This is a genomic window from Paenacidovorax caeni (assembly GCF_001298675.1).
In the GTDB taxonomy this organism is placed as follows: domain Bacteria; phylum Pseudomonadota; class Gammaproteobacteria; order Burkholderiales; family Burkholderiaceae_C; genus Paenacidovorax; species Paenacidovorax caeni.
In genome coordinates, this window is record NZ_CYIG01000033.1 from 20277 (window position 1) to 41882 (window position 21606).

A 21606-nucleotide genomic window follows, 5' to 3' on the forward strand; every position below is an offset into this window, starting at 1 on the left:
CTTTCGCCGTCATTAAATTTTTAAGAAGTACGACCATGAGCAAGATAGGCATAGACTTCGGGACGACCTACACCACCTTGTGCTACGTCAATGAGAGTAGACGGTCGGATGACGAGAATTACATTGAGGTTTTCCGGGCAGAGGACCATGGGTCGGTACCCAGCGCGATGGCATATCACAAAAAGAAGGGCGTCCGCAATTTTGGCTCTGCGGCCAGGGGATTGATTGCTGATGATAGCTACCAGGTATTCCAGCATTTCAAGATGCTGTTGGCAATGGAGGGGACCTCGGAGCTGGATGCCTATATATCAAATAATCCAGAATATGAGCCTTATAAGAATAAAAAACCTAGCGATGTCACCCGGGACTTTCTGACGGATTTGCTCAAGGCCTTCAAGCGCGATCAGAATATCGAGCGACTGGAGACGGTGGTCATTACCATCCCACTGGTCTGGCGTGCCCTGGGGCAGCAGTTGAATGGCAATACTGGCAGCGCCCAGCACAAATTGCTCGGTGCCTTGCGCGCTGCGTGCCAAGCGTTGGAACTCAAGGGGCCTCCTCCCAAGATCACCATCAAGAGCGAACCAGAGGCTGCGGCAGGCTATTTCGCGCACGAATACAAGAAAAGGAGTAAAAACAAAGAGCCACTGACTGGGAAGCTCTTGGTCGTGGATTATGGTGGCGGCACGCTGGACTTGACGCTGGCAGAAGTGGGGTGGAGCAAACAAAATCTTATCGAATTGTCTGTTCTCGAAACCAGCGGCCGGGGCAAGTCACTGGATTTTGCCTTGGGTGCCGCAGGCGTGGCGTATGATAAAGCCTTGCTTAATACCATATTGAATGGAAGATCGCTCAGCGCAGAGGATACTTCTGATCATTTGAATACCCTGGAGACAAAAAAACGCCACGACAATGTGCGTAACACGCTCAACGAGTGGGTGGTCCAGAACTACCCCGAAGACGAAGATCAAGAGCAGGCTTTCAACGTCAACCGCCTCAAGGTTCTGCCGAAGGACTGCCTGGCCGCATACAAGGCAGTCAATGACCCGCATCTGCAAGCGGCATTGGACGAGGTGTTTTCGGGCTTTCCTGATCTTGCCAAGTCCACAGACCTCAAAGTGGTGTTGGCAGGGGGGTTTAGCAACCTGGCATTTGTCGAACACGCCATACGTGAGCGCATGGGCATTCCCCTGAATGTAGAGGACAGGACGGATCCCCGCCTGGCGCACAACCGATCGCAGGATCGCCATTTCTCCATCGCCATGGGGGCGGCTCTGGTGGCCGCGCAGTTGCTGCATATCGACGACAGCAAGACCGAGTATCAGATCGGTTTCTGGGCGCAGGCCATGCTGCCCAACGGGCAATGGGGTTGGAAGTACTTCCAGATCATCGATCGCCATGTCCCCTACAAAGACTTAGCTCAACCCCGCTGGGCCAGGGATATGGGCGGCAACACGATCACGCTGACGGGCGGTGGCGGTGGGTTGATCCTGGGCTTTTCCGACACGGGGAACACCCAGTACGCCCCCAGGCGCATTCCGTTAGACCAGACCCGGCTCAGCGGAGCCGAGTCCAAATTGAAGAAACTGGTTCCTGGCTGGGAAAACAGCCAGACCCGCTGGTCGTTCGGGTTCTCCGTGCAGCCCGACGAGGAGGGCATCAGCGGAGAAGCCCGCGTGCTCATTCATTTCATCAACCTCGACAACAACCGCCAGCAGGCCTACCCCATCAACGAACTGATGCAGTTGCTGGAACAGGTTGTGATCAGCGATGAATCGCCCTCTGACCCCTATGTTGAGGCCTATCGAGCGTATGTTGCCTCTGGCAGCAAGGCGGCGCGATGAATCGGGGAATGATCATGGCACCCGCTATGCCAGTTATCGACAACGGCAAGATTGCGCAGCTTGAACTCAAGGCGCAGGATCATCAATCCCTGGCGGTCACTCAGGATGCAGCCAGTTTCTACCTCAGGCTCACCGAACGCCATGCTTGGCTCAGACTGTGGGATGAAACGCTGGCGCCGCTGTTTGACATTCAGGGTGTGGCAGCCCAGCCAGGAGAGTTTCCTTTGAGCAGGGAGCAAATCAAAGAGCTGCTGCGCCTGTGGTCTTACGGCCTGCCAGAACAGGCGAGTATTCCCGTGAACAGCGCGGCGCTGCTGCTCATGGGCTATGCGCAGGCGCCGGGCCTGCTGCGTGCCACGCGCGACTGGGCTCGAGCCCTCATGCACCCACATCCTGGTTCGCAACGCCAAGCTGCTGAAAGGTGCATTCAGCAAGGATTTGCGCTGGCCCACTGGTTTCGCCAATGGGGCAGCAGGGACGAAGAAGAATTGGAGCTGCTCACGGCCCTGCATGCCGTTTCCCTGTTGAGCCCTGAAGACCAGAGCCGTCGGCAGCAGCTTGAGAAGGCACTGTGGAAGAGCCGCTGCATGCAAGCGCCGGAGCAGCCAGGGCAGCGGTTGCGCATTGCCCTGCGCGACCGCGCCGATGCCTACAGCCTGGAGCGGGAATTCAGGGAAAGCCCCGAGGCGGCTCGCACCCTGCTGGCCGTGCGTGGCGAACCCGCCAGCAACCTCGGGGGGGCGCTGCAGAGACAGCACTGGACTGCTGAAGAATTTTTTACCGTATTGAGCGGGCACGCCGCCAGCAGGGCTTCGGTTGGAGATGCGTACCAACTGACCATAGAGCCTGTCACCCTGGCTGGGGCCCATGGCAGCCAGGATTGCACGGCGGCCATTTTTCGTTCACGCGCGAGCCGCCTGACCCTGTTGCTAACCGTGGACGTGGCGAATGGCGCTGCCGCCATCTACCTTTCCACGCTGGTGCTGGCAGATCCCGGGCAGACCATTGACGACTACATCCAGCGCGTGCAGACCGTGCAGGCCGAAGGCAAGCAAGCCGCGGAAACTAACGCCAGAAGCAATATCTTGGAGGCGGTGAACAAAACGCTTGAATCACTGCAACAGGCCGGCCAGCGCAAAGCGCCGGGTGGCTTGGTGGGCTAGAACGGAAGGGCCTTGGCCATGACACATGAAACCTTTTTAACCAATGTCTCTCCGCAGCCCAGCCCTATGCACCAGGGGCAGCAATTTCGCGGTTTTGCCGAGTTTTTGGCATGGGTGCAACAGCACTGGCACGATGCCTCGGCCTTGCAGCATGCAATGGCCGTTGTGCACCCCTTTGTCATGCAAGGACTCCAGGGCGACGTGCAAACATGGCGCAACGCACCCTGGGTCTGGCCGGAGGCGGGCTTGCCTGGCCAGCCGCCTCAGGGTACCAACATGCTGCGCTGGCTATATGCAGATGGCGCCACCAGCCTGCTCGACGCCAGCCCTGCAGGCGCGCAGATCAACCTGACCGGTCTGACCGAATTGGATGGCCCTACCGCCCAAGTGCTGGCCCGGCATCCTGGCCCGCTGAATTTGTCAGGCGTGCGCGCGCTGTCTTTCGATGCCTCCAGCGCCCTTGCCGAGCACGGCGGCCTGCTGCTGCTGGATGGGCTTGCACCGCGTGAAGACGGGAGCCTGGGCGGCATCATCGCACCCCTGGTGGAGCGGCGTGCCGCCGAGCGCGGCAAAGCCCAGCCGGGATTGAGTCTGTGCAGTCTGAAAAACATCACCGAGGAGGATGGAGACCTGCTGTCGCGGGTGCAGGGGCCCTTGATGCTCAACGGCCTCAGCACACTGGATGCCAGGCAGGCCACGCTTCTGGCCCAGCGCAAGGGCGACCCTGGCAAGCCCTTGGGCACACTGCACCTGGATGGATGGCGCAACCCCAGCGCCGAGGCCCTGCAGGCACTGGCTTCCTATGGCGGCCCCTTGTCCCTGGGGGCCTGGGTACCTGCGGCCGAGGGTGCGCCCGAGCAGTGGCAGGCGCTCGCAGGCGCCCGCTTCCAAAGCCTGGCGCTGCCAGCCATTACCAGCCTTTCTTTGCCGAACCTGCAGGCGCTGGCCGCACTGTCCGTCAAGCGCCTGTACCTGCCCGGCATCACGGTACTGACCGACGATCTGGTCGAAACACTTGGCACCATGCAACTGCTGAGGCTGGCGCTGGATGGCGTTCAAAACGCTACCGACCGGCACATCAGGCAACTGGTTGACCTGCAAAACACCGACACCTCTGGCCTGTCGATGGCCAGCCTGGAACTGACCCCACAGTTGCAGGCGGAACTGACACGGCACCAGAAACTGCTTGAACCGCTGTTTTCACGGGTGTATCCGCCGTAGAACCACTTCGTTCACCACGCGACAGGAATGGGAACTCTTGTTTTGATAGCTGGAGCCGCTTTTGGGGTAAGGGTCTAAGCCCATTTTGTTGTTACTCGCACTTGCCATAGAAAGGACGACACGATGATCAAATCGCTGGCAGAACCCTTGAGGATTGTCCTGGCGGCCCGCGCGCAGGAGGTGCCGCACCTGATGGAAGAGCATCGGCAGACGCTTTCGCTGCAGTTATGGCCTTTGCTGGAGGCAAAAGCCCGCCACATCATGGGCCGTCAGACCCCTGGCGGACTCAACATCAGTGAGCCATACGACCTGGCGGCAGCCGGGCTGGAAAAGTTGCTGCTGCGGTGGGAGGCGCCCCAAATCCTTCGCTTCAATGGGCATTCGGAGGGCGAACTGGCCACCTACATTCACATGGTGCTGACGAACCTGTTGCTCGACGACCAGCGCAGATTGCATGGGCGCGTACCCAGGATCTGGATGGATGTACAAGACGAAAACGGCGAGGAGTTCCTTCCAAGTCAGCGGCGCACAGTCACGGGCTATCTCTTGCTGCGGCAAACGCAGAACCATTTGTACGACTACCTTGACCAGATGCCCGGCGCCATCGTCGAAGTGCCCACGCAGGTTCGCAACAAGACGGCTGGACCGGGCAGCAAACGGGTCACCCTCACCGAGAACCACGCAAAACTGCTGCGCGTATGGATGAGCGGCGAAGGGCTGGAGCAGTGGAATGAGATTGCCCTGGAGATGCAGCGGCCCGTAGGCACCGTCAAGCGCTGGTGGTCCGAAGCGGTGCGGGCCTTCATGACCGACAACTCTGCCCAGGCGCAGGCCTTGCGGTCTCTCTACCGCATACCCGCCGTGCACATCAACCTTGCCGAGCGCCATGCACTGGAGCCGGACACCGAGGATGAACGGTCTGAGCCCGTCGTGCCGTCTTGGGACTGACAGACACCGTATTTTTGAAGGAAACAAGCAATGAACAAGCTCAACAAGGCCGACAAGTCTCGCGACGAGGTGAAGCGCGACTACGAAAAAAACCAAGCCCTCGGCATCAAGACCGAGCGCGAACTCGAACTCATGCGCAGCCAGGCAGAGCAATACACCGCCACGCATGCCGGCATGGCGCACAACGGCACCACTGACCTGGACCGCAGCATTCAGCGCGTGCGGGAAGAGGTCAAACAGAACGTACACCACGTCCTCGAAGGGCAACAGGCCCAATCGGAGCAGGTGCAGAACCGCCAGTTGGACGCAGCGCTTACCGCCCAAAACGACAGCCAGGCAGCACTGACCAACAAGAGGCTGGAAAGCAACGTCAGCCAGGCCGTGGTGGACGTCATTGGCGGCCAGCAGCACGAGGCCATCAAGATCGCCTTTGAAGAAGAAGCACGCTTTCAGGACGACATCGACGCCAATTCGCGGCAAGACCAGCAGAAGCTGCAGCGCACCACGGAAACCGTCAAAAGCGCGGTGAACCAAACGCTCAACCGGCTCACGGGCCTGTTGTGAGCCAACAGGCCTAGACCTGCTCTTTTCTCGTCAGCCCGCGTGCCAGCCCGGTGCGAGCGCTTCGCTTTTTTTCACTCACGTGCCCGCAACATGCCAGCCCTGTGGTTCAACCTCCGCCAGACCCCTGATCTGACCCAGCCCCGCTACGCGGCCTTGCCCCATGGCGAGCCACAGGCCGTGCTGGCCTTGTTTGAACCCAGCCTGCGCATGCTCCACCGCCTTGGCAACTCCTACGGCTTGCAATTGCGCCTGTGCATCCAGGCCGACCCTGCGCCGCCCCCAGGGCAGCGCCTGCGCATGGCGTTGGGCTTTGCAGGCAGTGAGCAGGCCTTGCAGAACGCCCCTGTATGGTCCACCTGGCTGGCCACCCCCTTGGCTCCGTACTTTGCAGCGCTGATGGCCCCCAGCACCGACCCTCTGGAGGACAAAACTCCCGGCGGCATGGCTTTGCAGGGCTGTGAAGTGGCACGCCTGGAGCGCTACTGGCCCCTGGCAGAACTGGGCGACGACGCATTTGCACGCTATAGCGAACTGCCGCCCTGGCTGCATGCGGCCTACCCCTGGGAGGGCAACGCAAGCTGCCGCCTGCTGTCCGTGCTGCAATTGATGCAATCGCTGGAGGTGCCTTGCGTGTTGACGCTGGCACTGGAGCCCAGCGAAGGCGAATCCGAATACGAGGCCCTGCACGCCGCATACGCTCATTCCCTGGCACGGCTGGCGGGTGGCAGCTACAAAGATGCGCTCGGACGCAGCGAATACGTCAAACCCGGTCCAGTGGCCGAGCAATTGCGCAGCCTGCGGCAAGACTTGCTCGACAAGCTGCGCTGCGAACCCTGCTTCACCATGCAGTTGCGCTGCTACGCGCCCACGCGCGACCTGGCCCGCCTGCTGGCCGACACAATCATGGCCGAAGCCCTCAGCGAAGGCCCGCACAGCAGTTGGCCATTGCCTGCGAACCTGGATTTTTTCGAGCCCGCTCCACTCCACCTGGTCAGCACGGCGCCCCCCCAGGGCGTGCAGCCTCCCCCGGCGCTGCAACGCCTGCCCCAGGTCTTTGCCCTGTCGGAAGTGGCGGCGCTATTTCGCCTGCCTGTATTGCATGAAGGCGAGCAACTCGACCTGCGCAAGGAAACCTGGCCCGTGCTGACCGCCCAAGGGCAGGCGCAACTGCTGCTGGGCCACGCGCACACCCCCGGCCAAGAAGCGGCAGACCCCATCTACCTGCCACTCGATGCCTTGGTCAAACACACCCTGGTGGTGGGTGTGCCCGGCAGCGGCAAGACCAACACCTTGATGAGCCTGGCACGCCAACTGTGGTGCGACTATCAGCGCCCCTTTCTGGTGCTAGAACCCGCCAAACGGGAATACAGGGGCCTGCTCAACCTGCCGGGTTGCAGCGGACAGGTGCTGCTGTTCGCCCCGGCACGCGCTGCCGCCAGCGAATGGCTGACCGAAGGTGAGCTGAACCCCTTGGCCTTGCGCATCAACCCCCTGGAAATGCCCCTGGGCTTTGCCATTGGTGAACACTGCACCCAACTGGCAGCCATCTTCGATGCGGCCTTCGGCTTGTTCAATCCCTTGCCCGCCATGCTCGAAAGCGCACTGGAAACCGCCTACGTCGAACGCGGCTGGCGCCGCGAAGACATTGCCACCGCGCAGGCCGTGGCACAGCGGGGTTTTCCGGCCATGCCCAGACTGGTGGAACTGTTGCGCGAACTGGCCGACGCCACCGACTACGTGGGAGAAAACGCCGCCACCGTCCAGGCCGGGCTGGAATACCGCTTTGGCCGCCTGGTGGACGGCCCCCTGGCCGACGTGTTTGGCGCCGCCGCCTCCACCCTGCGCCCCGAGGAATGGCTGGCCCGCCCCATCGTGGTGGAGCTCGAAAGCCTGGGCGAAGCCAACGCCAACATGCTCAGCCTGCTGCTGCAAACCTATCTGCGCGAAGCCCTCACCGTGCAGCAGGAAGAAGAGCGCCAGACAGGCACTGTGCGTGAAGCGGGGCACAAGCTTCGCCACGTGCTGTTCCTGGAAGAAGCGCACAACCTCATCGGCCCCCATGCCGCACGCCAGCAAGGCGCCGAAGGTCAGGCCGACCCCAAGGCCGCCGCCACAGCCTGGGTGGTCAAGATGCTGGCCGAAGTGCGCGCCCTGGGCCTGGGCATCGTCATTGGCGACCAGCTACCCTCCGCGCTGGCCCCCGAAGTGCTGAAAAACACCAGCATCCGCATCTGCCACCGCCTGACCGCGCCCGACGACCGCGCCCAGATGCAGCAAAGCATGAACGCCAGCGCGCTGCAACTCGAATACATGGCCAGCCAGACCAGCGGCCACGCACTGGCCAGCTTTGAGGGCGTGCGAAAACCCTTTGCCATCGCCATGCTGGCCGCAGACGGCGCCCAGGCCCGGCACAACGCCGCCATCAGCGACCAGGCGCTGCTGACCGCCATTGCCCGTGCCGCGCCCGGCTGGCAGGCCATCGACGAACGCTTTGCCGCGAACGCGCTGCTCATGCTCGTGCTGCGCTGGGAACAGCTCCAACACAGCCCCTGGCAGGGCATCACCCCCGCAGAGGTACTTGCAGCCTTTGAAGACCCCGCCAGCCTGCACGCCAGCCACCTGCTGCTGGCCGAACTGATGCAGTACTGGCTGGCCGCCACCGTGCGCTGCGCTGCGCGCCTGCAACTCTGGCTGCAAATACAAGACGGCACCCAAGACGCATGCCTGCGTCTCCAAGACAAAATACACGCCAGCAACCACGATCTGGCCGCCCTGCAACAAGCCGCCAGCCGGTTTGCCGCCAGCCCCTGTTTGCTGGCCTGCGAACTGGGCCGCACCTTCGCCCCTGGCAAGGCCCCATCGCCGCACCTCGGCCCCTCGGCCACCCAGGCCCGCTGGTGGTATCAGCGCAGCCTGGCCCTGGCCCGGCAGGCAGCCGCCAGCCGCCCTTTGGCCCGCGAAGAAACCTTGGCCCTTGCCCGCGCGCACCAAGGCCTGTGGCAGCTCTCCACCCGTGCGCAGGCCCGCAAATCGGCCCGGCAAACGCACAAGCAGCGCAACCTGCACCACCTGCGCCAAGCGGCGGAACTGGGCTTGCCCGCGGCCCAGGTGGACCTGGCGCTGGAACTGCTAGCCAAACAGCCCCTGCAAGCCCGCCGCTGGCTGGAGCAGGCCGCCGCGCAAAACTATGCCCCTGCGCACGGCATCCTGATGGAAATCTCTACCCCCGATGGCCAGGAAAATGAATAACACCCACTTGCCCTGCCTGATCGGCGAAAGCGCCTGCGCCCGCCCTGCGAATGGCGCTTGCCCGAAATGCGGGATGGATGCCAACTTATTTTTTCCCAGCATCCAGGATCGGGATGAAGCCCTCGAAGCAGCGCGGGCACGTTACACAGCAGGTCAGAGTAACGAGGAGGCACTTGGGCTGGCAGAAAAGAAAGGCCAGGAGCGAAAAGCAGCCCAAACAGCATGGCAAAGTGCCAAAGACGGGGGAATAGAGCCGTTGGAATCTTTCCTGGCGGAACATCCGAACTCTATACACAGCAGTGAGGCCCTGCGGCGCTTGCAAGCGCTGCGCAAAGCACGGGAAGAGGTAGCACGCGCTGCAATACAGCGCAATGAAGAAGCACGCAAGCAGGCGGAAAAGGAGCGTCAACAGCGAGAGGCCGTCAAGGCTGCATGGCAGCGTGCCCGGACCGGCGGAACTGCGGCTTTGGAAGCGTTCCTGGTGCAGAACCCGGATTCCACATACAGCGGTGAAGCGCGACGGCGTCTGCAAGAACTGCGCGAAGAGCAGGCAGGGAAAGAACGTGCGGCAGCGCAGCGCGATGAAGAAGCACGCAAGCAGGCGGAAAAGGAGCGTCAACAGCGAGAGACCGTCAAGACTGCATGGTGGCAGCGTGCCATGGAGTGGTTCAGGTTGAAGTGGGGGTATTCGCCTGCTGAGGTGCTCCAGAGAGCAGAACGCCGGTACGCCATCAGCACCGACGGCCAGACAGTGACCGACAAGGAAACTGGATTGATGTGGATGCGTTGCAGCCTGGGGCAGAGTTGGGATGGCAGCCGCTGTGCCGGAGAAGCACGGGAATACACGTGGGACGATGCTCGAAAAGCCGCCCAGAATTATCGCTATGCGGGCTATAGCGATTGGCGTTTGCCTGACATTGAGGAATTGAGCTCGCTGGTGTATTGCAGTTCCGGGCGCAGGAAGAAATTTAAGGCTGGCAGCTACGACGATGATGGGGAGTGCCTGGGGGATTATCACAGGCCAACGATTTTTAGCTCCGCCTTCCCAAATGCGTCGTCTTCGTTCGTCTGGTCGGGCTCGCCCAATGCCAACGATTCGAGCCTCGCGTGGGGCGTGAATTTCTACAATGGCTACGCCAACTACGGCTACCGCAGCGACGGCTACCACGTTCGGCTCGTGCGCGGCGGACAGTGATTTTGTTCTTTGCAGTTTTCGCACAAGCCTTGCCGAAAAGGCAGGGGTATCGCCGCGCCAGGGCAAGGTGCAGGTGTTCTCCAGCGCCTCCATCCCGCTGCATGGGCCGGGTGGCACATGGCGGCTCTTTGCAGTGGCAGCCCCCTCAATTCCTCAAAAAACATAGCTGCCAGCGCGTGCTGCGCAAACGTCAGAGGCTTTTTTCTCCACTTTTTTCTGCTGCGGTGAGTTGTTGCAGGCGGTGCCGCCGTCTGGAGAAGGTGTCTGGCCAAGGCCATCGAGAAGTACGGCATCGATGCCGACAAGATCAACCCGCTGCACGCTTGACCAGAACGGGAGACGAACTGTGAACCCCCACGCTCATATTCATTCGCTGCCCTCCAAGGGGGCGCATGCCTCCTTTGAGACCGCTCGGCAGGAGGCATGGCATGGCATTGGTTGACATCAAGATCCCGGACATTGGGGGTCTCGACGAAGTGGGCGTGATCGAGCTACTGGTCAAGCCCGGCGACACGGTCAAGGCCGAGCAATCGCTCATCACCGTCGAATCGGACAAGGCGTCGATGGAGATTCCCTCCTGCCACGCGGGCGTCATCAAAGAGCTGTGCATTGCCCTGGGCGACAAGGTGAGCGAAGGCTCGGTCATCGCCGTGCTGGAGACGGTGGGCGCTGGTAGTTTAGAGCCAAAACAGGCTCCAGCGCCCGCTGCACAAGCGCCAGAAGCTCCTAAAACAGAAGCGCCTACCGCCCGCCCAGCAGGTTGGCCATTTCCAATCGGCGACTTCAAGGACGTGGCCAATAGTGCCAATCCACCCTGCCTTATTGGGGAATCCGCATGCGCCCGCCCGCAGAGGGGCACTTGCCCGAAATGCGGGCTGGATGTAGAGATTGCATTTCCCACTATTGAGGATAGGGATGCGGCCCTCGAAGCAGCACGGGTACGCTATGCGGCAGCGCAGCGTGATGAAGAAGCACGCAAGCAGGCAGAAAAAGAGCGCCAACGTCCGGAGGGGAATAAAACAGGGCAGCTTGCCCAGACTGGCGAATTCTCGGTACAGCCCCCCGGTTCGGAGAACGCAGGGAAGGCCGCACAGCATCTGGATAAATTGCAAAAGAAACAAGCGGAAGAGTCCGCATGGCAGCTTGCAAAAGATGGAGGGGTGAAGCTATTAGAAGCTTTCCTCCTTCAATACCCAGAATCGGATCATGCAAAAGAAGCCGAGCGGCTGCTGAGGAGATCGCGTAGAAAGCCAGGCCCTGTCGAGGCATTTTTGATGGTGGCAGGAATTATTTTGGCCTTATTTACAGTGCCAAGAACTCAATGGACAATGGCCTACGAAGGGTTGAAAGGTAATTGGAAGCAATTCTACCTTTCATCGGATTATGACCTTTTGGTGCTTGGATTGTTGATTTTCATTGCAATGGCCTTGGTGATTGTAATTGCGCTCGCTATTAAATTACTTCGCGGTAAAAAATGAAAAAATGCGACTCGCTTTGTTGCCTTTGAGTCCTCGTCCAGCCGAGTTACCATCAAAGGTGAAAACTATGAATAGCATCAACCCCCCTTGCCTTATTGGAGAATCCGCCTGCGCCCGCCCTGCGAATGGCGCTTGCCCGAAATGCGGGATGGATCCAGCAGTCTTTTTTCCCACTATTGAGGACAGGGAGGCCGCCCAGGACGCCGCCCGGGGGCGCTATGCGGCGGCCATGCAACACGCCATTCAAGCCCAGGCCGGAAGCCAGGTACCGGATATAGGCAATACCGAAAACGTGAAGACTACTGAACCCCTGGGTTCCGATGGCAAGGCAAATGGGGCAGAAAAAAAGAAAGAAAAATACCCCTGGATAAAGTTCACCTTGCTGATGATTGTTCTGAGCATGGGGTGGTTCGGGTGGACGCGGTGGTATTTGCCTGCTGAGGCGCTCCAGAGAGCAGAACGCCGGTACGTCATCAGCACCGACGGCCAGACAGTGACCGACAAGGAAACTGGATTGATGTGGATGCGTTGCAGCCTGGGGCAGAGTTGGGATGGCAGCCGCTGTGCCGGAGAAGCACGGAAATACACATGGGACGAGGCTCGAAAAGCCGCCCAGAATTATCGCTATGCGGGCTATGGCGATTGGCGTTTGCCTGATATTGAGGAATTGAGCACGCTGGTGTATTGCAGTTCCGGGCTCAGGTGGAAATTTAAGGCTGGCAGCTACGACGTTAATGGGAAGTGCCTGGGGGATTATCACAGGCCAACGATTTTTAGCTCCGCCTTCCCAAATACGCCGTCTTCGTACGTCTGGTCGGGCTCGCCCAATGCCGACTTTTCGAACTACGCGTGGGTCGTGTATTTCGGCAATGGCGACGCCGACGTCAGCGGCGGCCGCGGCTTCGGCTACCGCGTTCGGCTTGTGCGCGGCGGACAGTGATTTTGTTCTTTGCAGTTTTCGCACAAGCCTTGCCGAAAAGGCAGGGGTATCGCCGCGCCAGGACAAGGTGCAGGTGTTCTCCAGCGCATCCATCCCGCTGCATGGGCCTGGTGGTGCGTGGCGGCTCTTTGTAGGGGCAGGCCCCTCAATTTCTCAAAAAACATAGCTGCCATCGCTCGCTGCACAAGGGCTAGAAGCTTCTTTCTCCAACTTTTTCTGCTGCGGTGAGTTGTTGCAGGCGGTGCCGCCGTCTGGAAAGGGAGCCTTGTTCTCTCAGTCCTGCCAGCAACGGAGTCCGCACCATGCCTGCCAACACTTTGCCGCCCCTGCCAGTTACGGGATGGGCCATCGCCCGCACGCCGTTTTGCCTGCCGCCATGGCAGCGCCTGCCCATGCTTCCTGCGTGGCGCTGGCTGCGCAGGGCCGCGTGGTGGGCCTGGGCGCTGCTTTTGTCTGCCTGCCAGTCGCTGCCCGGCGGCATGGCGCCCGGTATGGTGCACGCGCCTGCGCTCCAGGCCAGCACCCCGGCGCCGGGTATGGTGCAAGCAGGCGAGCCAGTGCGTGATGATGCGCCTCCCAGCCCCCTTGGCACCGATGTGCGGGACGGTTCCCCCCGCTGGGAGGGCGGCTTGTGGCTGCGCCTGCGCCAAGGCATGGCGGTGGAGCCGCTGCGCGGCGATGCGCTGCTGCGCATGCGGCAGATGGAGCAGTGGTACCAGGAGCGGCCCGCTTACCTGCAACGGGTATTCGAGCGGGCACGGCCCTATCTGTTCGACATCGTGAGCGAGGCGGAGGCGGCGGGCCTGCCCCTGGAGGTGGCGCTGCTGCCTGCGGTGGAGTCGGCCTTTTTGCCCCAGGCGGTTTCCACTGCGCGCGCTGATGGGCTGTGGCAGTTCATGGCGCATACGGCGCAGCGTTTTCAATTGCGGCAAAACATGTTTCTGGACGAGCGGCGCAGCCCGCGCGCTGCCGCGCAGGCGGCCATGCGCTACCTGGCCCTGTTGCGCGAGCGCTATGGTGGCGACATGCAATTGGCGCTTGCCGCCTACAACTGCGGCGAGGGGTGTATCGACGCGCACCGCCGCAAGGCGCAGGCCCAAGGCCTGGCGGGGCGGTTGGAGGACTTGCGGCTGAACCCCGAGACGGCCTACTACGTGCCGCGGCTGATGGCGCTGGGCGCCCTGGTGGCCCGCGCGGTGGATGGGCAGAACCTGGCGCTGGCGAGCCTGCCCGTGCTGCCCGATGCCCCGGCGGTGCATACGCTGGTGCTGCACCGCGATATCGACAAGGCGCTGGCGGCGCGCATGGCCGGGTTGAGCGAGGCGGAGTTGGAGGCGCTGAACCCCCAGCACAAGAAACCTTTGCTCATCGCGGCTGCGGGCCAGGGCCTTGTGTTGCCCCTGGACAGGGTGGGCCGGTTTGAGCAGGCGCTGGCCGCGCACCGGGCGCCTTTGGCTTCCTGGTCTGCCGCCCGTGTTGGCAAGCATGCATCGGTCGAACACCTGGCCCGCGTGCATGGCTCGGATGCGGCCAGCATCCGGGCGGTGAACGCCATTGCACCTGGGCATGTGGTGATGGCCGGGAGCACGGTGCTGGTGCCCCGCCCGCCGAGCGGCGGCGATGTTGCGCGGCATCTGGTCGAGCAGGCCACGATCAGAACGTCACCGCCCTTTCGCCAGCAAAGGGTGCAGGTGAAGAAAGGCTGGGGCTGGGCCGAGGTGGCCCGTGTGCTGAGCCGCAACGGCGGGGCAATGGCGCCGCACGCATTGCATGCGGCCAATCCTGGTGTGCGGCTGCGAGCAGGCTGGGTGCGTTTGCAGGTTCCTGTGTTGGGAGAGCAGAAATGAAGAAGGTGATGTTTCTCTTGCCCCGGTCTGTGGGGCACAGGCTGTGGGAGGATGGTTTTCTGGATGCGCTTCTTGAAAAGGAGATCGATTACATGTTCCGGGAGTTTTCGGCATGCCCCATGGAGCCAGCACAAAAATACGCTGTGGCGCTGAGCAGGCATGGGTGCGACGCGATTATTTACCCGGAGCTGCATTCATCCATTTTTCTTTGGCACGGCGCCCGCCGGGATTGGTTTCCTGCGGGAGCGCAAGAGGTGGGCATAGTGCGTTTCCTTCAGTTTCTTGAAGAGGCCGGATGCGGGCTTCTTCCCCTGTCCATGGGGTATGGCCCGTTCGATGATTCTTTTGAGGTAACCGTTCACGGTAACCCGATTGGTTTTGCAGAGGATGTTGGCAGCAGGATTGAAGCGTTCAGAAAAGGAAAAGGTGCTTGAGCATGCAAAAAGCCACTTGTCACATGTATTCGATCCCTGTTTTGGCGGGGCTGTTCTTGATGCTGCTGGGCCTGGCTTGGCACGGAATGTCTGTTTCTGCCCTGGTATGGGGCGTGCTGGCACTGGCCGTCATGCTGCTCCCGCTGCATGCCCAGGCCCATGCAGCCGTGGGCTGTTTCTTGCGCGGCCGTCTGGCCAGCCCTTGGCCGTGGCTTGTGCTTTCGATCGGCTTGTGCTCCATGGTTTTATGGCTAGGGGCTGAAGAAAACGGTGCCCGGCGCTACTACCCTGTGGCGTCCCTGCGTTCGGGGTTGTGGGGCTTGGTGGCGTTTGTTGTTTCGCTGGCTTTGTTCTCGCAGCGCCGTGCGCCCGGCATGGCTGCATATGCGGGGCTGGGCCTGGGGTGCATGGCATTGGCGGCATGCCTTTTGGCGCAGCCGGATTTCTACAGCCTGCAATTGTTTGGCGTAGCTGCTGTTGCGGTCAGCCTTTCAGCGCGCAATGGCATCCGTCTGGGGCTGCCCATGGCCGTTGGTGCGGGAGGGGCGGCTTTCTTGGCGTGGGTTTTTCTGTCGCCATTTCGCCGGGAAAGGTTCTTGAATACGTTTTTTTCGGCGAGCAGCCAGGAGCTGGTGGGTACAACCCCCGGTGGTTGGTGGATGGCTGCCATGGCCGTGGGTTTTGCGGTGCTTCTGGTTTGGCTTGTGTGGGTGCGCAGGGATGATGCAGTCACGCCATTGCAACGGCAGTTCGCCATGGCGGGCGTTTGGGTTCTGCTGGTGGTGGCGGGCTACCCCTTGCTGGCTGGCATGCTGCATTGGAATGTCTCCAGCGGCGTTTACGGGCTGCCGTTCTTTACCCCTGGCGGAGAGAGTCTTGCTGTGGCCGCCCTGCTGGCGGCAGTGGCATCTGGCCCTGGTTGCTCGGGACGCCATGCGATGCGCGGCACGGGTTTCTGAAACGTACCTATCGCCAAAACCACCATGCAAACCCTCGTCCTGTTCGCCCACGGCAAGGAATCCGGCCCCTGGGGCTCCAAGATTCAGCACTTGGCCACCATCGCCCAGCGCCTGGGCGCGCAGGTGGTAAGCCCGGACTACGGCGACCTGCCTGACCCCGATGCCCGCGTGGCCCGCCTGCGCGCCATGCCGCTGCCCGCGCATGAGCGGCTGGTGCTGGTGGGCTCCAGTATGGGCGGCTATGTGTCCACCGTGGCCTCGCAGGGCATGGGGGCGCAGGGGCTGTTTTTGATGGCTCCCGCCTTCTACATGCCCGGCTATGCGGTGCAGGAGCCCGCGCCCGGCACGCCCGAGACTTGCGTGGTCTTTGGCTGGCATGACGAGGTGATCCCCGTCGCGCATGGCATCCGCTTTGCGCAGGCCCACCGTGCCCGGCTGCATGTGCTGGATGGCGACCACCGGCTGAATGCGGTGCTGCCCGAGGTGGGCGCGCTGTTCGAGGGCTTCTTGCGCCGGGTGATGGCCTTGCCGCAGTAACTTCTGTTTTGATAGCTGCCAGTGATTGTCTAGAAAGGGCCGAAGGCTGATTGGGCTTATATTTTCACCATGGATGAAAGAACCCCACTACTGACCCACGCGCCCCAGCCCTGGCACATCACGCTGCGGCGCGGGTTTCGCGCCCTGGCGCAGGGTGGCCTGGGGCTGGCGGGTCTGTTTATCCTGCTGTACCGCTTGCTGCTGGTGGGCATTTTTCTGCATGTCTTTCTGCGGCTGGGCGGCTATCCCGTGTGGGCGCATGCCTTGCCGGGCGTGCTGTGCATGGCGTATCTGGCGCTGGTGTTGCTGGTGCTGGCCGTCCTTCTGGCGCAGGGCGGCACCCAGGCCGCCGCCGGGGCGCTGGGGCAGGCGCTCAAGCACAGCAGCCGTTTGCATGGGGGCGGCTGGCTGGCCTTGCTGGCGTGGATAGGCACGGTTGCGCTGTTTGACAAGCCGCAGGCGCAATGGGTGATCGTGCTTTACGCGGTGTGCGCCGTGCTGGCGCTGGTGTGGATGTTGCTGCGCATGGCGCAGCGCTGGCAGTAGAGGGCATGGCTGGCATGGGTGACTCTTACCGCCTGCTGAAGGCCACCTTCCGCCGTCTTATGGATGAGGATTTGACCGATGTCCAGATCGCCAGCAGAGCGCCGGGCAGGGGGGGCGATGACTATTACCCCGATGCCTTGTTTTGCTGGGGTGAAGACGAGCGCGGTGAATACCTGGATTGCTACAAACGCAGCCGCTGGGGCGACGAGGATTACCGCATCCGGCACGATGGCAGCCATGAGCCTGTGCCGGGGCCGTTTGACGAGGGATACGAAGCCTTGGAGCGAGAGCTGGCGGCCAAGGGCTTGCTATACAACCCATGAAGGAGCCCGCCATGCTGCCATCCGCCTACCTGCACCAGGGCTCCCTGTCCGCCTGGGGCATTGCCGAGCTGGCCCGCACCGTCGCGCAGTGCGCTGCGGACATCCGCCACAACAACCTGGGCGACGACCCGGCGGCGCAGCAGGCGCTGTACGCCCAGCAGTTGGCCCCCTGGCACGCCGTGCCGGTGTGGGTGGAGCACCGGCAGGGGCAAGACCGCTGCACGGTCTTTCTCAGCGAAGGCGAAATGCTGTGCGCCATGCGGCGCATGCATAAGCCCCGGCGCGAGGGCGCGGCCCATGTGCTGGTGCCTGCGCCTGCGTGGCAGGCCGTGGGCGGCGGCGAGCGCAGCACCCTGGGGGCGCTGCTGGCGCTTGCGGCGGGGCGGGCTGCGCTGTGCAGCCGCCTGGATGAGCGGTGCGTGGCCCCCTACACGGCGGCGGATTTTGCGGGCGTGGATGCGGCGCGGGGCCATCTGGTCTGGAGCTGGGACAACGGCTGGATTCACCCCACGGCCTTGCTGTGCGCCCCCATGGCGGGCGTGGACGGCGGCCTGGCTGGTGCGCTGTCGCTGTGCCTGCCTGCGGCCTGGGGCAAGCTGCACCAGCACGGCAACTGGTATGGCGAGCTGCATCTGCACCACGGGCAGGTGCTGGTGGTGTGCGACGCCAGCGGGCAATACGGCCTGATGGGCCTGCGCCAGGTCAGTGACGAGCCACCGCCCGTGGCGCCCGTGGCGCGTGTAGCGGGCCAGTGGCTCCAGCCCTGCGAATGGGCCTGGCTGGCCGAGGCAGAGTCCAGCGGCGGCAGCGCCATCGAGGCAGCTCGCACGGTGGAGCCGGATGCGCGGGGCGAGCTGGTGGGCGACCTGATCGACCCCTTGAGCGGGCGGCGCGTGAACCCGCAGGGGGTGAAGGCGCTGCTGGGCACCAGCCACTACAGCGGCACCAACTATGACGGCAGCCTGATGGTGAACGAAGCCGGGCAGGGCGCCCACACGCGGGTGTTGGGCCGGGTCACGCGCCAGGGCATGCTGCTGTGCGGGCAGGCCGTGACGGATGACGGCATGCTGCAAGACGTGCCCTGGGGGCTGCAAGACCTGCGCTGGCTGGAGATGGGTGAAAAGCGCGAGCGCATGATCGCCGTGCGCGACCCCGGCACCGGCCTGTGGGGCTATGTGGATGACCGGGGTGCGCTGGCCATTGCGCCGCAGTACGCCGATGCCTGGGGCTTTGGGCATGGCGCGGCAGTGGTGCAGCCCGTGGGCGAGGCAGCGTGCGTGGGCCTGATCGACAAGGCCGGGCAATGGCTGCTGCCGCCCGTGTGGCGCGCGCTGGTGCGCGAAAGCCGCCGCGTGATCGTGGCCCAGGACGCCCAGGGCCAGTGGGGCGCGCTGGACGGGCAGGGCGCGGCCACCATGCCGTTTCAGCCCGCAGCGGCGTGGCTGGAGCACCCGCAGGCACGCCAGCGGCTGGCGGGCTACGCGGGCAGCCAATGGATCACAGACCCGCAGGAGCAGCAGCGGCGCACGGTGATCGAAACCATTGCCGCGCTCTGGAAGATGGGCTGGCGCGAACGAATCCGCACTGCCGTGCAGGCCGCCCTGGGCGCTGGCGGCAGCCTGGCAGGGCTGCAAGGGCTGTTTGACGGCGACACCAGCGAGCGCGACCTGCGTGCATGCGGCGTATGGGGCCTGCCCGTGACCCTGCTGCGCGGCGTGGGGGAAAGCGGGCGCATTGCCTGTTATTACCCCGTGGGGCTTTCTACATTCGGGCTGGCGGTGGAAGCGCCGGTGTCGGGCCTGCCCAGCCATCCCGAGGCGTCGATAGGCATCTCTTGGCGCGACCTGACTGTGACGCCGCGCAGCCTGCATGCAGATGATGAGCGAGCCTGAAAACCGCACCCTGGCCGTGCTGCTGGCGCTGGCCTGCGTGCCGGTGGCGTGGTTGGGTGCGGCTGCGGCGGTTAAAGGATTCGTAATTCCGCATGGGGTGGCGGGCACTAAGGAAACGCCATTGCTTCAGGCTCCAAGACCGCGAGTGGCGGCAACGCGGCAAGTGGCCGCAAATGAAGGCGTCGCCTTGGACGCAAGAATGGGAACCTCTCACAACCCCATGATTGACGGATCCGAATAGGCACGATTGGACGCCAGCCGTTTTGAATGCGCGATGAGGCCTTACGGCGGTCTGCGCCTCGTGCATTGAGGGGCCTTGCAGCCCCGATGGCTCAGGCTTTCGCCGTTTGCAGGCGCACCTGTGCCTTGGTGGTTGCCGGTTTGAAGAACGCATCCACGCCTCGCTCAAGGAACGAGGCCAGGCGCTTCATGTTGTAGCAGGCAGCCATCATCGTCATCGCCACCGTGGCGCGCGCCTGCCCGATCGTGCGCACGAACTTGCCGCCCATGTGCCGGATGCCGGCAAACGCATGTTCGACCCGGGCACGCTTGCTGGCAATGCGCTGGTTGCGCCGTTTTTGGCACTCGCTCAGGGGCTTGCCCGGCTGGGCCCGGCGTTGCATCGCGTCCACGAAGCCCAGCACTTGCAGCATCTGCCGACGCTGCCGGCTCGCGTAGGCCTTGTCCGTGTGCACGCTGCGCCCGGTGTTGTGCATGTCCAGCACCTCATCGAAGTGGTGTCCGTCGTGCTCGCAGGCCGTGCCCGTGGCGATGCGACGGATGAAGCGTGCTTGAGATCCACGCTCACGCTGAGCTTGATACGAGCAATCCGTTCGGACGTGATTTACAGACTTTTCAGTGCGTCCCGTCGACTCCAATTCGGTAATTAGTTTTTTGCGCCAATAACTACCGAGTGGCCGGACGCTGCTCATAAACGCGCTGCATCTTCAGGCCAAGCGCGGCTAGATTGATGACGACGGCAATGATGATAAGGCCTACGGCGTATGGATCTTGTAGTACATCTAGCATCTTTTTAATGTATCCCAAAACAAAATGGTTGTCAATATTAATTCGTTATCGCAGCCTTTGCAAGAATCCACCGGTGTGAGGATATTTTAAGAAGTGTTGGATTTTCGATGCGGCGGGTTTATCAATTGGCATCCGCATCGAAGGATGTCGATCTATCAGGCTTGTGTAGATGCATCGAGCATTTTATTAGTTGACTTGGCGAGCCAGGCTTCGACAGGTGCCACGCTTTACGTTTCGCCCCTGGAGTTAATGCGTTTACAAACCATCTAAAGGCAGTGCATGTTTTTTAATTTTCCACATTTGCATCATTGCGATCTTTATTTTCGCTGCCTGAGGCCTTAGTCCGCGCCAAACCCAGGATAAATTAGCGCAATTGATTGTGTCAAATTGATATTACTAGGACTTACGCAAACGCCATGGAAACAGACGGACTGCGCAGTTCCCGGCGCAAGTAGTCCGATAGCAAGCCTTGTTTGATCGCGTAGATGGTGGTTCCTGCTTTTCTGGCAATGGCTGTGAGCCTCACCCAAACCAGCACAGCGCAGGCAATATGATTTCTCTGTATTCTGGCCTTGCGGCATTGGCATTTCTCAACGCCCGTCACTTGCTTGAGTTCACGGTGAAACTGCTCAATCTTCCAGCGCAAGGCACACGCTTGTTGCGTACCCTGCATGCAATCTTGGGCAAGATCGTTCGTAACGATCCAATCCGTGCGGTTGGTTGAAACCACGACCCGGAATAATTTCACCTTGTGATCCCTGGGAAAGCCTCGAATCTTGATGGTCTTGCCACGCTCTTGTTCAACTGCGTCCCAGCGCAGTGCATCCACACGGCGATAGCTCAGCACGCCAGCACTGTCGTCGACCTGGCGGTTGGACTTCAGGGGACAGTAGTAGAACCGGCCCATCGACTCGACGAACAGCATCATGTCCTTGGTGGCGTACCAGCTGTCAAACAGCACGTGTGTGAAGGACAAGGCCTTGTCGGCAATGGCGAGCGTCAACATCTCTTGCACATGATCGAGCTTGGTCTTGCCATCGCCCTCAGGGTTGAAGATGCGGTAATCGACGATCCAATACTGTCCCGTATCGGGATTGACGTACAGGCAGTTGACCATGCCAATGCCCTTGACCAAGCCATGCTCGTTGCCGCTGTATTGCAGGCGAACCAGCTCGATGGCGTGGGAATGCTCCTTGTTCAAGACGGAGTCATCGAACACCAGGCAGCCGCGTGGAGACAGGACAATATCGCCCTGCACATGTTCCCAGAGGATGCGCCCTGTGAGCTTGTCGCGGCGCAGCAAACGATTGACTGCATCGTGGCTCAAACCCTGGGAATGATCGGCGAAGTGGGTCATCGTAAAGTTGGTGTGAGACGACAGGGAACTTCTCAAAACCCATCCGCTCTCTTCCTGACCCGAGAAGCCTGACCCGCCCC

The 21606-nt window shown here is 61.9% G+C and carries 17 protein-coding genes and 2 pseudogenes; 16 read left to right on the forward strand and 3 right to left on the reverse strand.

What is annotated here, in order from left to right; translation table 11 throughout:
• Positions 1 to 35 precede the first annotated feature (35 nt).
• From BN2503_RS13605 to BN2503_RS19485, 7 genes are all read left to right on the forward strand, one after another.
• Positions 36 to 1844 (forward strand): Hsp70 family protein, encoded by a 1809-nt coding sequence (locus BN2503_RS13605; protein WP_054257205.1) that lies wholly within the window; start codon positions 36 to 38, stop codon positions 1842 to 1844.
• Positions 1845 to 1870: 26 nt separating this feature from the next.
• Positions 1871 to 3007: a hypothetical protein gene (locus tag BN2503_RS13610; protein ID WP_139235436.1), complete on the forward strand. Its 1137-nt coding sequence runs from the start codon at positions 1871 to 1873 to the stop codon at positions 3005 to 3007.
• An 18-nt stretch (positions 3008 to 3025) separates the two neighbouring features.
• A complete protein-coding gene (locus BN2503_RS13615) occupies positions 3026 to 4228 on the forward strand; it encodes a hypothetical protein (protein ID WP_139235437.1) in 1203 nt (400 codons plus the stop codon).
• A 123-nt stretch (positions 4229 to 4351) separates the two neighbouring features.
• The gene (locus BN2503_RS13620; protein WP_054257208.1) at positions 4352 to 5176 is read left to right on the forward strand and encodes an RNA polymerase sigma factor; all 825 of its coding nucleotides are present in this window, start codon (positions 4352 to 4354) and stop codon (positions 5174 to 5176) included.
• Between the two features lie 30 nt (positions 5177 to 5206).
• Complete coding sequence (locus tag BN2503_RS13625; protein ID WP_054257209.1) at positions 5207 to 5740, forward strand: hypothetical protein; 534 nt, start codon at positions 5207 to 5209, stop codon at positions 5738 to 5740.
• A gap of 90 nt (positions 5741 to 5830) precedes the next feature.
• Positions 5831 to 8989, forward strand: a complete 3159-nt coding sequence (locus tag BN2503_RS13630; RefSeq protein ID WP_054257210.1) for a serine-rich family protein — start codon at positions 5831 to 5833, stop codon at positions 8987 to 8989.
• Complete coding sequence (locus tag BN2503_RS19485) at positions 8982 to 10184, forward strand: Lcl C-terminal domain-containing protein (protein ID WP_158447361.1); 1203 nt, start codon at positions 8982 to 8984, stop codon at positions 10182 to 10184. The genes BN2503_RS13630 and BN2503_RS19485 overlap by 8 nt, the downstream gene beginning before the upstream one ends.
• A 153-nt stretch (positions 10185 to 10337) precedes the next feature.
• On the opposite strand, the gene BN2503_RS20535 is transcribed toward BN2503_RS19485, so the two are convergent.
• On the reverse strand, positions 10338 to 10505 hold the full coding sequence (locus BN2503_RS20535; protein WP_158447362.1) for a hypothetical protein: 168 nt from the start codon (positions 10503 to 10505) through the stop codon (positions 10338 to 10340).
• 107 nt (positions 10506 to 10612) lie between these two features.
• Between BN2503_RS20535 and BN2503_RS19490 the strand changes: the two are divergent.
• The 9 genes and pseudogenes from BN2503_RS19490 to BN2503_RS13685 all read left to right on the forward strand — a co-directional run.
• Positions 10613 to 10981: pseudogene (locus BN2503_RS19490) on the forward strand (biotin/lipoyl-containing protein); the annotation flags it as partial.
• Between the two features lie 829 nt (positions 10982 to 11810).
• The gene (locus BN2503_RS13650) at positions 11811 to 12602 is read left to right on the forward strand and encodes an Lcl C-terminal domain-containing protein (protein ID WP_054257214.1); all 792 of its coding nucleotides are present in this window, start codon (positions 11811 to 11813) and stop codon (positions 12600 to 12602) included.
• Positions 12603 to 12904: 302 nt separating this feature from the next.
• Entirely contained in the window at positions 12905 to 14449 is a 1545-nt protein-coding gene (locus BN2503_RS13655) for a transglycosylase SLT domain-containing protein (RefSeq protein ID WP_074930278.1), read from the forward strand.
• Positions 14446 to 14883, forward strand: a complete 438-nt coding sequence (locus tag BN2503_RS13660; RefSeq protein WP_054257216.1) for a hypothetical protein — start codon at positions 14446 to 14448, stop codon at positions 14881 to 14883. The genes BN2503_RS13655 and BN2503_RS13660 overlap by 4 nt, the downstream gene beginning before the upstream one ends.
• Positions 14884 to 14942: 59 nt before the next feature.
• Positions 14943 to 15842 (forward strand): hypothetical protein, encoded by a 900-nt coding sequence (locus tag BN2503_RS13665; RefSeq protein ID WP_158447363.1) that lies wholly within the window; start codon positions 14943 to 14945, stop codon positions 15840 to 15842.
• 24 nt (positions 15843 to 15866) lie between these two features.
• Positions 15867 to 16379 carry a YqiA/YcfP family alpha/beta fold hydrolase gene (locus tag BN2503_RS13670; protein ID WP_054257218.1) on the forward strand — a complete coding sequence of 171 codons (513 nt, stop codon included), beginning with the start codon at positions 15867 to 15869 and terminating at the stop codon, positions 16377 to 16379.
• A 69-nt stretch (positions 16380 to 16448) separates the two neighbouring features.
• On the forward strand, positions 16449 to 16925 hold the full coding sequence (locus BN2503_RS13675; protein ID WP_054257219.1) for a hypothetical protein: 477 nt from the start codon (positions 16449 to 16451) through the stop codon (positions 16923 to 16925).
• A gap of 14 nt (positions 16926 to 16939) precedes the next feature.
• Positions 16940 to 17248, forward strand: a complete 309-nt coding sequence (locus BN2503_RS13680) for a hypothetical protein (protein WP_139235439.1) — start codon at positions 16940 to 16942, stop codon at positions 17246 to 17248.
• 11 nt (positions 17249 to 17259) lie between these two features.
• Positions 17260 to 19140 carry a WG repeat-containing protein gene (locus BN2503_RS13685; RefSeq protein ID WP_139235440.1) on the forward strand — a complete coding sequence of 627 codons (1881 nt, stop codon included), beginning with the start codon at positions 17260 to 17262 and terminating at the stop codon, positions 19138 to 19140.
• Positions 19141 to 19472: 332 nt separating this feature from the next.
• On the opposite strand, the pseudogene BN2503_RS13690 reads toward BN2503_RS13685, so the two are convergent.
• Positions 19473 to 19957, reverse strand: a pseudogene (locus BN2503_RS13690) (transposase); the annotation flags it as partial.
• Positions 19958 to 20572: 615 nt separating this feature from the next.
• Complete coding sequence (locus tag BN2503_RS13695; protein ID WP_054257242.1) at positions 20573 to 21562, reverse strand: IS701 family transposase; 990 nt, start codon at positions 21560 to 21562, stop codon at positions 20573 to 20575.
• Between the last annotated feature and the right edge of the window lie 44 nt (positions 21563 to 21606).